Below are 14,142 nucleotides of genomic sequence, written 5' to 3'. Positions count from 1 at the left end.
AGCCTCCTCCTTTCCTCAGTCCCAGTGGATCAGCAGGCTGGCCAGCAGCAGCAGGGCGGCGGCCAGATCGGTGATAGTGAAGGGGCCGGTCATGCGGCCTGCTCCGGTGCATCGGCACTGGCGATGCCGGCACGGACACAATCCGCCCGGAAGGCATCGGCGCGGCGGATGCAATCGGCCTCATCGCTGCCCAGGGTGACAAAGCTCGGCACCTGGCCGGCCCGGTCGAAACCGTCCCGCCTGTGGTCGCCCGCTTCCACCTGCATGCGCCAGGGCAGGATGCTCTCGCCCGGCGGAGGGAACCGAAGCTCAGTCCTGCCGCGATCCGGCAAGCCGTAGACCAGGTCGATGGCCATGGCTGGCGCCGGCCAGGCCGGATCGAAGCTTTCGCCGAACAGGAGACTGGCCAGCAGGCGGCGATGGAAAGACGGGTCGGCCACCCCCATCAGCCAGTCCCAGGCGGTGGAAATGCGCAGGTTGATATCGGTGAGATAAAAGCCGGTTTCCGCGCGGATGCCCTGGACATGCAGCACGCCATGGCCCCAGCCCGGCGCCTGGCCGATCAGGCCGGCCAGGCGCGGCAGGCGTTCGGCCAGGTCCGGCGCGGCATCGGCATGATACAGCGCGCGGATCCAGTGCCGGCCATGGCCCGCCTCGTCATGAGGCTGGAACAGCCCATAGCCGCGGCATATCACCGTCGCGCCGGCCGATGCCAGCAGCAGGCTGGCGACTTCGACATGATCGTTGTCGATGGCCGCCTGCATCAGAACGGGCCCGAGTTGTCCGGGCCGCTGCTGTTCGGCGAAGAAATCTGCGGTCAGGCTTTCCGCCGCGAGCCAGTCGAGAAAGCCGCGGGCCGATTCGAAACGGCGATAGCCCCAGGGCCGCGGCGACCAGCCGCCGGCCGAACGCGTCGGCTTGGCGATCAGCGGCCCCGCATACGGCCAGGCCAGCAGATCATCCGGCGTGAGCGGCACGCATTGCGGCAACATGGGCAGGTCCAGCAGAACGCTGAGCATCGGAATGCCCCGGCCCTTGTCGACCAGCGCCGCCGTAAGCGCGGCACCGCATGCGGACTGACGCGCGCGCTCGTTCAGCGCGGCGGCCGGCGCTGCAAACGCATCGCTGCAGGCCAGGGCATACCTGTAAGGCTCCCGTGCCGCCATGATCATGATTTGTTCCGGCGTCTGCGCAACCAGAATCCGCGCAGGCACATCCAGCGCTTCGGCCGCGGCGGCAAAATGCTCAGCCTTGTCGTTGCTTTCTCGGCTGGGCGCGGCCAGCAGCAGCAGCGGGGCCCTCATGCCGCCGCTTCCAGTTCTGCCGGATCGATCACCGTCATTTTCTCAGGCAAACCATCGCGCCGGGCCACACCTTCGATCTCGACCAGAACCAGCCGTGTCAGCCAGTACAGCGCGCCGGCAAAGACGGCGAGGTTGTGCCAGTAGCTGTTGTCGCAGGCCTGTTCCCATTCCCGGTCTTCCAGGAACAGGCAGGCGCCCTGGCACAACGGCAGCACCGGGCAGCGGCTGCATTCCGCCCGTGTCGACCAGTGATAGGCCGTATCGAGCCGCACCTCGCCAATAGCCCCGACATGACCGATGCGGTGCTTGGTCTCCGCCGACATGTTCTGGCAGGTCAGCACATTGCCTTTCAGATCCACAGCGAGCTTTGACGGATCGTCCATGCCGCATTTCTGGCCCAGGCTCGATACTGGCCGCGCCTCGGCGATGTGGCGGAACAGCGTGGTGATCTTGTCACGGATCGTGCTGACCACCATGGCCTCGCCGCGCACGGTTTCCCAGAACATGCTGCGCAGATAGGCACGACCCTCGGACTCATTGCGCAACGACAATCGCATGCCGCCATCGTCATAGGGCAGCAACACTTCCTCGGTGACCAGCTGAAGCGTTTCCTCCGGTATCCCGAGCCGGTCGGCGATATGACGGCGGACGGCAGCGAGCGACAGGTTCCGCCGGTGCAGCACGGTATTGAAACTGACGCGCCCCTGCGGGGCCAGACGATCATAGAGCTGGCGCAGGATGGCCCGCTGCGCCGGATCCTCAAGCGGATCGGGACCCCGGTATTTCATCGCCGGCCCGTCATGACTGATGCCGATGCCGAATCCGAGCCGGTCGAGCCAGTCGATCTTCTCCGCATCGAGCAGGGAACCGTTGCTGACCAGACCGAAGGAGGCATCGGGAAACCGCGCGCGCAAGGCTTCCGCCAGCGGCTTGAGCGTCTTCCAGTAGGCGAATGGCTCGCCGCCCCAGAATTCGATACGCTGCGGTGCGCCCTCAAGCCAGCCCGACAGGCCATCCATAAAGACGGCGACGTCCCGTGGTTCGCCCTGCAGGCTCTGCGGCTGAGCTGCCTGGTTGCAATACTGGCAGGCGTAATTGCATTTCAGGCCCAACTGGATCTTCAAGATGCGCGCAGCCGCATTCTTGCCGGCCGGCGTCAGCGGGCTGACCGGAAAGGCGGCGGGAAACGTATTGCGCGGCTGGTGATCTAGCCCCACAGGGCGCAGATCGACGATGCGGCCATCTTCCCATTGCAAAGTGGAGACGGATGGAGTCCAAAGCAGGATGTGCCGTCGCCCCTGCGGCCCGGCCATGAGCAGGCGATATTGCGCAGTCATGGCACCCTCAGACGACGGAAATGATTTTTTCGTCGGCGCCGGAATAATTCCGCCAGCCGGCCTTCAGTTTGATCTTGTCGCCAGGCTCAAGGCCAAGCGCGATCAGACTGAAATGCCCCACGCCGTCTTTAGTATAGACCTGACGGTGAGTCAGATAGCCAGCATTCGATTCCAGATACAGCCGCACCGAAGGCTCGGAGATCAACTCATCGATGTTTTTGTCGTAAACTTCAACTGTGAAATTGGCCATCTGCCCCGCGCCAACGACATCGGGACCAGCCAGACGCAGCGAAGGCAGGAGTGCTTTTACACCGAAGAGATATTCAATAGGAGGATCGTAAATACTGATCGATTCTTTCGGCATTATAAAGAAATCTTGCATGTTATGTGAGCATCCAAAATTTTCATTGTATTTCAAAATGAAACTGCACCTATCAAAGTTATTTGATGCAAATGGGACACACACCATCAACAAAGTCACTTGATTTCTTGCTCCGACAATCAATTGCCTATGAGATTTTGCATTGTAGCTTTCAATGTATCTGTTAAAGGGCATTTTCAATGCACCGTCACGCTTAGAATTAAAAATCCATAATCCGTAATCCGCCCATGCCCCATGCCCAATAATTTCAGGCGTTATTTCGAATGCAATTTGAGAGATAGGTTGCAAATAAAGATTTTCTTTCTTGATTGGTTTTTCGATTGTATCACTCAAGGCCTCTGCAGGTAGCCAATACTGCTGGCTCTTGTGAAGAGAAAAATCAAAAGGATCCGTGTCCAAAACAAAGAGCTTTGGGGTTTTTTCGAGTAATTTTTTCGATTCATGTATAGTCAAAGCATCTATTTTTGCGTCCGCGCTAATTCGCCAAGTTCTTAAAATTATCGTTGCATCATAGATTTTTGCTTCGACAAAGAATGGAATATTTAATTTTGAAAAAAGATAGTTTCGCCTAATCATTTCAATATCGCCTTTCAACTATTTGCAATTACAGTCGCAATTGCAGTTGCAATTGCAGTTGCAATTACAGTTCGTGTAGCAGTTCGTGGCGCCGCAGTTGCAGTTCCGCCAGTCGCGGCGCTGCACGTCGAAGCCCACCTCGGTGCGCAACAGGTAGTAGCCGCCATAGATGCGCTGGTTGACCTGACTGATGGGCTGATTGGTCACACTGGAGCCGCCAGCAAAATCGTAGCCAGGATTGACATAGCCAAGCCCGAGCCCCCAACTCCACCAGTTGGCATTCGGCATGCTCCACAGCCCATTGCCCTGGCAATTTCCATTCGGCACCGCACCAGCGCAATTCGAGATCTGTTGTTCGAGATAGACGATCTCGCGCGTGCGATGCAGGATCGCATCACCGATATCCTGGCCATCGGCCAGCTTGAAACCGGTTGCCAGCGATGACGTGCCGGCGCTTTTCACGCTCGGTGCTTCCAGCGGACCACTCATGACATCGCCGGACCGGGCCACATAATCCCCTGGCAGATCCTGCCAGATCACATCGCCGTCCTGCGCCGAACCCTTGGCCAGGACCTGGCCCGACAGACCGCCATAGGGAACGCCGATACCGGGTGCACCATCCTGCCCTGGCACACCCTGCGGGCCAATAGGACCCGCGGGCCCCGTCTCTCCCTGCGGCCCCTGCGGACCTGCGGACCTGCCAGACCCGTCTCGCCCTGCGGACCCTGCGGACCGGTCAGGCCACGCGCCGCAAGCAATGTCCAGTGCAAGCTGTCCGATTCCGGCGAGACATTGCCGGTGACATCCGCAATGCAGATATAAGCGTTGCCGTCATGCAGCACGGCATCGTCGCGCAGATAGGCTTCAGCAATCTGCCAGGCACCACGCCAGGTCAGGCCGCGCGGTCCCTGCGGGCCGGTTTCGCCGGGCACGCCCTGCAAACCCTGCGGGCCGGCCGGGCCCTGCAATCCCTGGATTCCCTGCGCTCCCTGCGGGCCTGTATCCCCACGCCCGAAATAAACGCCGCCCGACCAATCGCCACTCGCTGCTGATAGTTTAAAGAAAAGCTGCCCCGCATCCGCCGCGAGATAAGCGAAGCCCGCATCGGCGCCATCATGCAGATCACGATCGGCGAAGATGCCGATGGCATCGGGCGTGAAGGACTGGCCCGCCGGCCCCTGGATGCCCTGGATGCCTGGTGGCCCCTGTAGGCCCTGCGGGCCGGCCGGCCCCTGCGGCCCGTCCGGCCCACGCGCACCAGGATCGCCCTTCGGCCCCGGCGGGCCGCCAACGCCCTGGGGACCCTGTGCGCCGGTATAGCCGCGCGGACCTGCCGGGCCGGGTTCGCCCTGCGGCCCACGCGGGCCAACCGGACCGCTGGGGATATTACCCTCGCCCAGTAGGATCGGCTGCCCGTCGCCATCAAAAGCCAAAACACGATTGGCGCGGTCGCCGGAAACGATCTGCAGGTCTTCTCCCGGCGCAATGTTGACATGCGGCGCTACCTTTATGCTGCGCTGCGCCGTTTCATCCACCTGCTGGATGAGCCGCGTGAGGCGTTCGAATTCCGCGTTCAGCGCGGCGGCGCGCAGCACTCCGCCTTCGGCGAAGCGCGCGACGCTGCCAAGCGGCAAGATGCGGGCCAGCGTGACGCGCTGGCCGGCGGCGGGCATGGCCTCGCCAAACTCCACATAGCCGCCACCGGCACCGTCATCGATCAGATCGACTGAAAAATCACCACGCGCGGTATCGTCGACCCAGACATGAACCTCGCTGGTGGCGCCGACGGGAAAGTCAAAGCCGAAGCGGCTCTGGGTACCGGTGGCGATCAGTTGCACCCTTGGGGGCAGATTTGATGCTGTCATCTCATTGCTCCGTGATCTCTAAGTCATCCATTTCTTGATCTGCTCGCCGCCCTGGATGATTCCGGCGCCGGCCTTCGCTGCTGAGGCCAGCATGCCGAAAGGATCCGAGCCGGATGTGCGGCTGAGCAGGTTGAGCTGCAGACCCGATTGCAGACTGCGGATCTGGCGATCGATCTGGCTGTTGATGTCGTCGCTTTCACGCTGGCTCTGCGCCAACAAGTTGGCGAAGACGGCCTCGCCGGAACCATCGCCACTCACGCCGCTGCCCGCAAAGGCGGCACGCTGCGATGCCGTGCTGCGCGCCAGGCGCTCGCGGCGATCGCGCTCGGCCTTGGCGCGCTGCTCTTCCAGTGACGCCATCTGATCTTGCGTCTGCTGCATCTGGATCGCCTGGGCCTGACGCTGGGCTTTCTGCTGCTGGCTGGCCTGCGCGATCGAACTGACGGCACCCAACGTTGTACTCGCAGCCAGCAGTAATGTTTCGATTCCGCTCATCAGTCGGCTCCCTTGATTTCGGTGATCACGGACAGCAGCGTGCAGGGCAAAGGCGCATCCTGCTCGACGCGCCAGAGCGGCAGGTCTGTGCCGCGCACCCAGCCCAGGCCCCGCATTTCGATATCGCCGCTGAATGCGGATAGCGGTACATCAAGGCTGTTGCCGCTCCGGTCGAATGGCAGATGGCGCAATCCGCGGCCGACATCGACGGCCAGCGCCTTGGCGGCATGCAGACGGAATACGGCGCGCACCAACCGCGCCGGACCGCCCTGGCTGGTGATGGCCCCGTTCCCCAGTTCCGGCGGCAGGGGCCGGATTTCGTGGCTGTAGGGCAACCCGATCTCGACGGCGCTGGCCGCGCGGCTCAGGGTAATGGCGCCTTCATGGACGACCTGCCGGGGTTGCGGCTGGCCGTCGGCCACCACCACGACCTCGCGGCCTTCAAGATGTTCGAGTCCACCCCAGCCTGGCTTCGGCGTTTCGCTACTCATCACGACATGTGCATCGCAATATGTATCGGGCACGAAGCGCTCGATGCACATGCTGCCGGCGCGGCGCACGGCGACATAGATGACATTGTCGACCACCGCGATGGCCTTGAACGTACCGTCTGTCTGAAAGACCGTCCATGCCGTCACCTGCTGGGCCCGATACAGCGTAAGGGCCGCGATCCTCCCATTCCCCATCACCACCAGAAACAACCGGTCGCGCTGGGCATAATCCTGGTCAACCGGATTGACGAAGAAGTGGCTGGACAGCAGCGCCAGGTCGGATGCCGTATAGGACTGGTCGATGTCGGTATAGATGAATTCACGCAATTCCTTGCCGGTGCGCGAAAGAAACAGCGTGGCGCCATCCACATGCCGCGGCGGTATCGCGCGATCGGCAAAGGAACCGACCCTGGTCTGCCGCTCGGCGCGCAGCTTGGTCGGCGTCAGGGGTTCGCCGGTCACCATCCACTCCGCCCCGGTGGTGAAGAGCTGCAGATGGCGGCCGGCAACGACAGCACGGATCGCATCGACCTGATCGGTCAGCAGGGCGAATTCGATCGCCTCATCATCCAGGCCGGTGCCCAGATCGAAATTGTCGATATCCGAGGTTTTGGAAAGCCAGATGCGGTTGGGAAGATCGCGCGAACCGGCAAAGGCAAGCCGATCCTGATAGATCGTCGTGCAGACCGGCCAGCCATGCAGGGCGGAAAAGGCCGGCTCCTCCCAGTCGGTCGTGGCGCTGGTATTGTCCAAGGTCTGCAGCACAGTGGCCTGCGCCACTTTCGTGCTGGTGATGAAATCGATGCGGACAGCCTTCTTCTTGATGCGGAACTGCAGGTTGACATGACCCGGCAGGAAGAAATCTTCCGAAGCGGTCAGCGAAATGGTCCCGCCGGTGGCCGATGGAATCAGTGTGATGTCGTCCTTGGCGAACCTGAAGGTCGGTTCGTGCCGCGCGGCGCTCGCGCTGTCGGCGGCAAAGGTGAAGGCCTCGATCTGCCAATCGGTATGGCTGTGGCGTGTGATCCGCTGCGGCGGCAGGTCGGGATGGCACAGGAACAGGGTATCCGCGCTTTGGGTCCAGCTCAGGTTGGACAACATCGCCGCCGTCCAGGGCGCGGTGCCCGTAAACACATGGTTGCCGTCGCGGAAGACCCGCAACGTGGCATCCGTCAGCACCAGCAGATATGTCTGTTCGGTGTTGAAGGTGAAGGCGATCAGGCGCACGGCGGAAATGCCGGCCAGCAACGCGATATGCTCCAGGCCCGGTCGCCGCGTCACGCCACCGGTCGGCCGCAGCAGGACATTGCGCAGCCGAGCGGCGCCGTTGGCATAGCCCTGCAGATCGGATCGCCCCCACAGATCGGGCGCGATCTCGCCGGCCGTGAAGTTGTTCTTGGCAACGGTGATCTTGGCCATCAGCCGCGCACCTCCACCAGGGTGAAATCCTCGATCCGGCCGGGTTCGTCCTGCTGGCTGTCGATGGTTTTGGCGCGGCGGAATTCAGCTTCGGCCAGTTGATGCAGCAGTTGCGCCCGCGTCGTGCTCTCGGTCAGCGGCAGGCAGAATTCGGCGGCCAGGCGGGCAATCAGCGCCAGATCGAAGAAGGGCGGGAACCCGCTTTCGTCGGGCCGGTAGACATAGGTGAGCAGGACCGTTTCGGCATTGCATTCCAGGCGTCGGCCGGAGATGCGATAGACCAGGCCACGGCCGCGATCGGACTGCCCGGCGGCCATGGCGCGCAGAAAATCCGGCGGCAACTGGAAGGCATGGCTATAGTCGCCCGCTGGCTGCTGGTTCAGGCGTGGCAGATTCGCCTGCTGCGTGGCGAAGCGCCACGGATGCGCCGACAGCAATGCATCTCGCAGGCTGGGATACAGATGCCGCGCGATATCCGCTTCCACAGTGGCATCGTCGAACCCGGTGATGGGTTTGGCCCCCAGCGTGATCAGCGCGCGGCTGCATAGATCGGTGGCGGTCAGCGCCATGATGAACTCCTGTGGTTTGTGGCCCGTTGGAGCGCCCCGATGCGATACGAGGAGGGATCGCACCAGGGCGCTCCGGGGCCGCGCGGCCTGGCCGCCGCTTCCTGGCAACAGCATGTCCCGCTGCCGTTGCCGGTGCGGCGGCGGGTGGCTTAGTCGGTGTTGCCGCCGCCCAACGGCGTCAGGTCGGCCAGGTCGACCACGCCGTTCTGGCTGCTGGCGACCACGAAGATGCCGTGCTGCGGCGAACCGCCGATGCCGGTATTGGCCAGAATGAAATCGCCGACCCGCAGCATCTCGGCGGCGGCGTTGAAATAGCCGCTGCTGTCGACAGTACCGGCCGGATCGGGCGTGCTGTAATGCCAGAGCGTGAAGCCGTTGGCATAACCGAGCACCGAGAGGGTTTTCGAGCTGTAAGCCATCTCAGCCTCCTCACACTTCGCGGCAGCGCAGGGTGACGATGCCGGCCGGATCGATCAGCGCGGCACCCTGGCTCATCATGTTGTTGATGAAATGCGCGGCGCGGTCGCCGTGCCAGGTGATGTCGGATTTGACTTCCTGGCCCGAGGCATGGCCGATGGCGGTCTTGTGGTACCAGTGGCAGAAGCGCACATTGTCCTGCAGCGTCAGGCCGCTATGGGCCATCCACAGCGTGCCGAGCCACTGCTTGGCCTGGGCGCCCTTCCACGGCAGATCCTCGTCGCCGACATAATCGGCATCGGCGAATTCCGGGATCTCTAGCAGTTCCGACCATTGCCGCCAGCCGACCACGGCATACCGCTGGCCGTCATCGGGCACATCGGCATTGCCGAGCAGTTCGAAGGCGGTCAGGATCTTGGCCTTGGTCAGACCGTCGCTGTCGCCGCCGGCAAAACTGGCCGACTGATCGAGTGAACGGATGATCAGTTCGTCGGTCTTGCGGCCCAGCGCATAGGCGCCGGCATTGATGATCACCTCGCGCTCGTTATGGCCGACCTTCAGTTCGTCCAGGGCATCGAGCCATTCGCCGGCATAGTAATCCTGCAGCAGGCATTCGACCGAGCCGTGGTCGACATTCATCACTGGCACCTTGCCATGGCGCGCCTTGGTGCTGGCGGTGCCCTTGCCGACCTTCTGGAAGGTGGTCGACGAGCCTTTCACGGATGTCTTCGACCGCACGGTCGGGCGCAGCTTGGCACCCAGGCGCTGATAGGCCTGATGTACGTCGTGCTCGAACTGACGGACGAAGGATTGTTCGATAGTGGGCGTCACGGGACGCTCCTTTCGTCACAGGGTTGCACTGCCATCTCGCGTTATCGCGGGGCGGCGGGTTCATGCGGCGCTCGGCGTTATCCCGCTGAATATGGGCGGGGCACCGTTGCCGCCGCGCCTTCCGGCCGCGCCGGAAAAATCCGGGTCGCGGTTATCGGCAGGCGGGAAAATCTCCGGCCGGCAGCCACGATGCGGCACGCCCTTTGCGTGGACGGCGTGATCGACGGCGCCAGCCGGCCGCGATCAGCCCGGATAAAGCCTGCGGAAACCTTCGGTGACTTTGGCGAGGATTTCGGGGTCGCGTTTCTTCCAGTAGCGCGGGTCACGCATCAGGCCGACCAGTTGCTCTTCGTTCAGCATTTCGCCGCCGCGCTCGCCGGAAACCAGTTTCGGATCGCCGCCCTGCATCATCGTTTCCAGCGCGACAATGCCTTCATAGGATGAGGCCAGCGCGGTGAAGACGGATTCCGGCAGGTTGCGTTTGCCCCAGGCTTCCAGCGTGCGGGCCATCTCGGCGAAGCGCGCCTCGCTGCCGTAACGCTGCACCAGTTTTTCGCGTTCGCCGCGATAGCGGAATTCGCCGGCCATGCGATGCAGGTGCGGTGCCACGTGATCGCAGGCTAGGTCGTAGACCAGCTGTGCCTGGGCCGGCGTAAAGCCTGCTTCGTGCAACCGCTTGTTCACTTCCGGATCGACCCACAGCGCCGGGTCCTTGAAGGAAATCTCGTAGCCATCCGGCGATTCCGGCACGCCAAGTGCCTGGAAGAAGCGGCGCCGACTGTCATCGTCGGCATCCGCGCCGGGCACGCTGACCATACCGGCCAGCTTCTGCTCCAGTGCGCGATAGGATTTCAGCAGCAGATCGACACGCAGTTCACCGGTTCGCGGGTCGCGGAATTTCTCCGGGATCGCGTCGACACCCGCGCCGTCCTCGCCGATGCCACCGTCATGCGTTTCGCCTTCAAGCAGTGTCGTCATGATGCCTTCCTTTCGGTGATCCCTGTATGTTCCAATGTGTGTCACGCTGCGCCACCCAGCTGGCCACGCGCGACCAGTTGCGCGATGTAGGCAGCCAGATGGCGCTGGCCTTCGAGGTGCCGCAATTCGGCCTCGCTGCAATCGGGGGCGGCGCGCCGGTCGATGGTGATGCGCCGCAGATGGCCCAACACGCGTTCCCCATCGCCGCCGCGGAAGCAGCGCGCAAAGGCCGCCGCCAGATCGTCATTCTCGGTGAGAGCGTGAGGCGCCGCGCTCATATGCTGGCTCCCTGCTGGATCGCCGGGTTCTGCAGCAGCTGCTGCAGCATCTGCTGCAATCCCGCGCCGGCAGCCGGATCGACGGCCGGATTGATGCCTGGCTGGCCCTGCGGCTGCTCACCGGCTTCGATCAGGAATTCGCCGGGTACCCCCAGCGTGCGGCCGAGCCAACGCGCCACGGCCAGGGCATCCACGGCCTGCATCGCCTGCGGACCCAGCGCCTGCACTTGCTGCAGCCAGTTCAACGTACTCTGCACGTCGCTCTGGGCCTGCAATCGCGCCAATGGCGACTGCAGCACCAGGGCAACTTCACGGCCATCGAGGGCGAAGCGCGGGATTTCGCCGCGCCTCTGCAGGATCGCCACCGCACGCTGCACCAGCGGCACCAACAATTCGGCCTGCAGGCGACCGAAGGTGGCGCCAAGCTGGCGTGCCATCTCGGCCGAGCGTTCCAGCACTTCCGTCGCCGTCATACGCGGGGCGTCAACCTGGCCGAGACGATCGGCCAGCAGGGCATGGCGGATGCGGCCGCGCAGATCGTCGAGCACGAGCTGCGAAATGTCGAACCGCCCTGGCGCAGCCAGCGGCGTAAGGCCCGAGGACCCGACCGCCTTGGGGATGATCGCGCCGGGCACCAGTTTCACATTGGCCGGGTTCAGCACGCCATCATCGTCGGCCTGCCAGATGCCGGTGACGGCGATGGAGGCATTCTTGAGCACAAGCTCAACCACCTTGTTCGCGGTCTTGATATCGGGCAGGGCCTTCATCACCGGCGAGCGGCCATAGATTTCGCCCGGCGCCTTGAGCCAGCGGAAGGCAATGAACGGCGTCTGGTCGAAGCAGCCCTGTGCCAGCATCGCCGAAGCATCATCCACCGATGCGTCTTCCAGCAGCGCGGCATAGACATGGCCCTGTAACGGCAGCGGCGCCGGCAGCACGCATTCCAGCAGGCCGAGCCGCGCATCGGGCTCGCGCTTGCGTCGTTCGACGAACCAGGCCTGATCTTCCAGGGTCGGATAACGGCGCGCGAGTGTTTCCAGACTCATGTCCTGGCGCCGGAACACGGTATCGAGCCGGCCGCCGGCGCCTTCTTCCAGCACCAGGTCGTTCAGCGGCACGGCCGCGAAGCGGAAAGCACTGGCCTCGCCCAGCGGCGCTTCTTCGCAGGCGAGACAGGCCGTGCCGGCCACCACCAGATCAAGATAGGCCTGGTGGACCTCGACACTGAAATTCGAGCGGTCAAACTGCGCCTGCAACAATTGCGCGGCACGGTCGAGTTCGGCCGCCATGGCACCCTGCTGGTCCTGCGGCACGTCGCGGCCCGGCTGGAAGCTGAACCAGCGCGACCAGGGCGGCGTGAGTTGCGACAGCATGCTGCCGGCCAGTTGTTCGGCCGCATCGGCAGCGGTGGCATCGAACAGCCGCTCGGCCGTCTGTCCCGGCCGGCCGGCGGGACTGCCCGGCCGGCGCGCCGGCAGGGCGAAATCGTAGCAATCCTGCCAGAGCGGTTCCCAGACGCCGCGCTGGCTGCGCGCGCGACCATATCGCTGGCGCAGGGCTTCGGGCTGCAGCAGAGCGGCGGCGGTGGAATCCTGCCGCTGCGACCCAGAGGCAAGAGAAAGATGTGCGGAGCGGGTCATCGGCATCACTCGCCCAGCAGCCGTTTCGGCGCGGGGCCGGAGGGCTGCTGGCCATCGTTCAGGCCACGCCATGAGGTGGCGATGGTTTCGCCCTGGGCCCGGCGACGGCGTTCGCGCGCCGCCTTCTCGGCGATTTCGGCGTCGCTTTCCGTCGGCACCGGTTCAGGGGGCGGCGGGGGAGGAGGCGGCGGAGGCGGCGGCGAGGAGCCGAAAATCCCACCCATGGGTTGATCCTTTTGAAAATTGAGTTTTCTTAATGTTCCTATGGAAGGAAGTTATAGAACGAATATCGTACATCGTCAAGGTATATTTTCCGCAACTCGAGAAAAAGTTCCCATGGTGTTCTTATGCGCCAGCTATGCAGGCCGATCAGTCGTTTGACGGTCTCGACACAGGAAAACGGCAGCGGCGGCGCCAGGCGGCGCGGCGGCTCCAGCACCGGAACCGTCAGGGCGCATTGACCCAGCCGGCGCAGATGCGCCGCCAGGTCGGCTTCCCGATTCCAGTCCATAAATCCTTTTATTTCAAGGCGATGAGCCAGTGGATCAAGCCCCACCCAGCCCTGCTCCAGTGCCAGATAGGCAAAGCAGTGACGAAAACCGGGCTTCAGGCGGCGCAGCTTGGGCAGCCTGGTTTCCTCGGCAAAAACCACCACGGCCCGAGCGGGCATCGCCTCCGGAACCCGAACCGCGCCTGCTGTTCCTGCGTGTGCTGCGGCGCCGGCCTGATCGGATTGGATTGTCATAATATGTCGGCCTGAGCCTGCAAATAGCGGAACATTCATAAAATTCCCGCGTTCTAGTATCTTATAATTCACTTTATGCTCTTATTTCAAACTCGTAATCAGAGAATATTCCTGTAGCCAAATCGACCAATTTGTAAGACGATCTTCCCATGCTGACTCACCGGGCGATTTGGGCCGCAATCGACGGCCTGGCCGAACGTTATGGCCTCACTGCGTCCGGCCTCGCCCGCAAGGCCGGGCTCGATCCCACGACCTTCAACCGCAGCAAACGCGTCTCGCGCGATGGCAAGCAGCGCTGGCCGTCCACCGAATCCATATCGAAGGTGATCGAGGCCACCGGCGCCAGCGTGCCGGAATTCATGAGCCTGCTGGGCGACGGCACGCCGATGGCCAGCGCCCATCGCATCCCGCTGATCGGTCTGGCCCAGGCCGGCAATGCCGGCTATTTCGATGATGCCGGGTTTCCCACTGGCGAGGGCTGGGAAAAGGTACCCTTCCCGCAGATCGACGATCCACAGGCCTATGCGCTCGAGATCAGCGGCGACAGCATGCTGCCGGTCTATCGCGATGGCGATATCGTGATCGTGTCACCGGCGGCCAATGTACGGCGCGGCGACCGCGTGATCGCCAAGACCGTGCAGGGCGAGGTGCTGTGCAAGATCCTCGCGCGCCGCACGCTGACGCGGATCGAACTCTCCTCGTTCAACCCGGCCTATCCCGACCGCAGCTTCGACGTGCCCGACATCGCCTGGATCGCCCGCATCGTCTGGGCGGCGCAGTAGCATTGAGTTGTTCGTTGGTACGCAAGTCTACAA

Annotated in this window: 16 protein-coding genes; 1 reads left to right on the top strand and 15 read right to left on the bottom strand. The window is 63.2% G+C overall.

The window, feature by feature from the left end; translation table 11 throughout:
* Positions 1-89 precede the first annotated feature (89 nt).
* The 15 genes from ACK4FJ_RS07460 to ACK4FJ_RS07390 all read right to left on the bottom strand — a co-directional run bounded on the left by ACK4FJ_RS07460 (position 90) and on the right by ACK4FJ_RS07390 (position 13,327).
* Positions 90-1,304, bottom strand: coding sequence for a hypothetical protein (locus ACK4FJ_RS07460; RefSeq protein WP_409765220.1), 1,215 nt, complete (start codon positions 1,302-1,304; stop codon positions 90-92).
* Entirely contained in the window at positions 1,301-2,641 is a 1,341-nt protein-coding gene (locus ACK4FJ_RS07455) for a radical SAM protein (protein ID WP_409765219.1), read from the bottom strand. Before ACK4FJ_RS07455 ends, ACK4FJ_RS07460 begins: the two co-directional genes overlap by 4 nt.
* A 7-nt stretch (positions 2,642-2,648) precedes the next feature.
* Positions 2,649-3,617 (bottom strand): hypothetical protein, encoded by a 969-nt coding sequence (locus ACK4FJ_RS07450; protein WP_409765218.1) that lies wholly within the window; start codon positions 3,615-3,617, stop codon positions 2,649-2,651.
* Positions 3,618-4,088, bottom strand: a complete 471-nt coding sequence (locus ACK4FJ_RS07445; protein WP_409765217.1) for a hypothetical protein — start codon at positions 4,086-4,088, stop codon at positions 3,618-3,620.
* Between the two features lie 47 nt (positions 4,089-4,135).
* On the bottom strand, positions 4,136-5,464 hold the full coding sequence (locus tag ACK4FJ_RS07440; RefSeq protein WP_409765216.1) for a hypothetical protein: 1,329 nt from the start codon (positions 5,462-5,464) through the stop codon (positions 4,136-4,138).
* Positions 5,465-5,482: 18 nt separating this feature from the next.
* Complete coding sequence (locus ACK4FJ_RS07435) at positions 5,483-5,959, bottom strand: hypothetical protein (protein WP_409765215.1); 477 nt, start codon at positions 5,957-5,959, stop codon at positions 5,483-5,485.
* Positions 5,959-7,869 carry a hypothetical protein gene (locus ACK4FJ_RS07430; protein WP_409765214.1) on the bottom strand — a complete coding sequence of 637 codons (1,911 nt, stop codon included), beginning with the start codon at positions 7,867-7,869 and terminating at the stop codon, positions 5,959-5,961. Before ACK4FJ_RS07430 ends, ACK4FJ_RS07435 begins: the two co-directional genes overlap by 1 nt.
* A complete protein-coding gene (locus ACK4FJ_RS07425; RefSeq protein WP_409765213.1) occupies positions 7,869-8,438 on the bottom strand; it encodes a hypothetical protein in 570 nt (189 codons plus the stop codon). Before ACK4FJ_RS07425 ends, ACK4FJ_RS07430 begins: the two co-directional genes overlap by 1 nt.
* Before the next feature lie 149 nt (positions 8,439-8,587).
* Positions 8,588-8,857, bottom strand: a complete 270-nt coding sequence (locus ACK4FJ_RS07420; protein ID WP_409765212.1) for a hypothetical protein — start codon at positions 8,855-8,857, stop codon at positions 8,588-8,590.
* Positions 8,858-8,867: 10 nt separating this feature from the next.
* Positions 8,868-9,686 (bottom strand): phage capsid protein, encoded by an 819-nt coding sequence (locus ACK4FJ_RS07415; RefSeq protein ID WP_409765211.1) that lies wholly within the window; start codon positions 9,684-9,686, stop codon positions 8,868-8,870.
* Between the two features lie 243 nt (positions 9,687-9,929).
* Entirely contained in the window at positions 9,930-10,664 is a 735-nt protein-coding gene (locus ACK4FJ_RS07410; protein ID WP_409765210.1) for a capsid assembly protein, read from the bottom strand.
* 41 nt (positions 10,665-10,705) lie between these two features.
* Positions 10,706-10,942, bottom strand: coding sequence for a hypothetical protein (locus ACK4FJ_RS07405; protein ID WP_409765209.1), 237 nt, complete (start codon positions 10,940-10,942; stop codon positions 10,706-10,708).
* Complete coding sequence (locus ACK4FJ_RS07400; RefSeq protein WP_409765208.1) at positions 10,939-12,582, bottom strand: portal protein; 1,644 nt, start codon at positions 12,580-12,582, stop codon at positions 10,939-10,941. Before ACK4FJ_RS07400 ends, ACK4FJ_RS07405 begins: the two co-directional genes overlap by 4 nt.
* A gap of 5 nt (positions 12,583-12,587) precedes the next feature.
* Positions 12,588-12,740: a hypothetical protein gene (locus ACK4FJ_RS07395; RefSeq protein WP_409765207.1), complete on the bottom strand. Its 153-nt coding sequence runs from the start codon at positions 12,738-12,740 to the stop codon at positions 12,588-12,590.
* Between the two features lie 104 nt (positions 12,741-12,844).
* Positions 12,845-13,327: a hypothetical protein gene (locus ACK4FJ_RS07390; protein WP_409765206.1), complete on the bottom strand. Its 483-nt coding sequence runs from the start codon at positions 13,325-13,327 to the stop codon at positions 12,845-12,847.
* Positions 13,328-13,476: 149 nt separating this feature from the next.
* Between ACK4FJ_RS07390 and ACK4FJ_RS07385 the strand changes: the two genes are divergently transcribed.
* Positions 13,477-14,109: a helix-turn-helix transcriptional regulator gene (locus ACK4FJ_RS07385; RefSeq protein ID WP_409765205.1), complete on the top strand. Its 633-nt coding sequence runs from the start codon at positions 13,477-13,479 to the stop codon at positions 14,107-14,109.
* Positions 14,110-14,142 lie beyond the last annotated feature (33 nt).

It is taken from the genome of Ferrovibrio sp. (genome assembly GCF_046297595.1).
Taxonomy (GTDB): Bacteria; Pseudomonadota; Alphaproteobacteria; order Ferrovibrionales; family Ferrovibrionaceae; genus Ferrovibrio.
The sequence above is the reverse complement of the archived record's forward strand: the minus strand, read 5'-3'. Positions and strand labels throughout refer to the sequence as shown.

Coding starts and splice junctions, on each gene's coding strand:
- ACK4FJ_RS07460 (WP_409765220.1), bottom strand. CDS start 1,304: ATGAGGGCCCCGCTGCTGCTGCTGGCCGCGCCCAGCCGAGAAAGCAAC.
- ACK4FJ_RS07455 (WP_409765219.1), bottom strand. CDS start 2,641: ATGACTGCGCAATATCGCCTGCTCATGGCCGGGCCGCAGGGGCGACGG.
- ACK4FJ_RS07445 (WP_409765217.1), bottom strand. CDS start 4,088: ATGAGTGGTCCGCTGGAAGCACCGAGCGTGAAAAGCGCCGGCACGTCA.
- ACK4FJ_RS07440 (WP_409765216.1), bottom strand. CDS start 5,464: ATGACAGCATCAAATCTGCCCCCAAGGGTGCAACTGATCGCCACCGGT.
- ACK4FJ_RS07435 (WP_409765215.1), bottom strand. CDS start 5,959: ATGAGCGGAATCGAAACATTACTGCTGGCTGCGAGTACAACGTTGGGT.
- ACK4FJ_RS07430 (WP_409765214.1), bottom strand. CDS start 7,869: ATGGCCAAGATCACCGTTGCCAAGAACAACTTCACGGCCGGCGAGATC.
- ACK4FJ_RS07425 (WP_409765213.1), bottom strand. CDS start 8,438: ATGGCGCTGACCGCCACCGATCTATGCAGCCGCGCGCTGATCACGCTG.
- ACK4FJ_RS07420 (WP_409765212.1), bottom strand. CDS start 8,857: ATGGCTTACAGCTCGAAAACCCTCTCGGTGCTCGGTTATGCCAACGGC.
- ACK4FJ_RS07410 (WP_409765210.1), bottom strand. CDS start 10,664: ATGACGACACTGCTTGAAGGCGAAACGCATGACGGTGGCATCGGCGAG.
- ACK4FJ_RS07405 (WP_409765209.1), bottom strand. CDS start 10,942: ATGAGCGCGGCGCCTCACGCTCTCACCGAGAATGACGATCTGGCGGCG.
- ACK4FJ_RS07400 (WP_409765208.1), bottom strand. CDS start 12,582: ATGACCCGCTCCGCACATCTTTCTCTTGCCTCTGGGTCGCAGCGGCAG.
- ACK4FJ_RS07390 (WP_409765206.1), bottom strand. CDS start 13,327: ATGACAATCCAATCCGATCAGGCCGGCGCCGCAGCACACGCAGGAACA.
- ACK4FJ_RS07385 (WP_409765205.1), top strand. CDS start 13,477: ATGCTGACTCACCGGGCGATTTGGGCCGCAATCGACGGCCTGGCCGAA.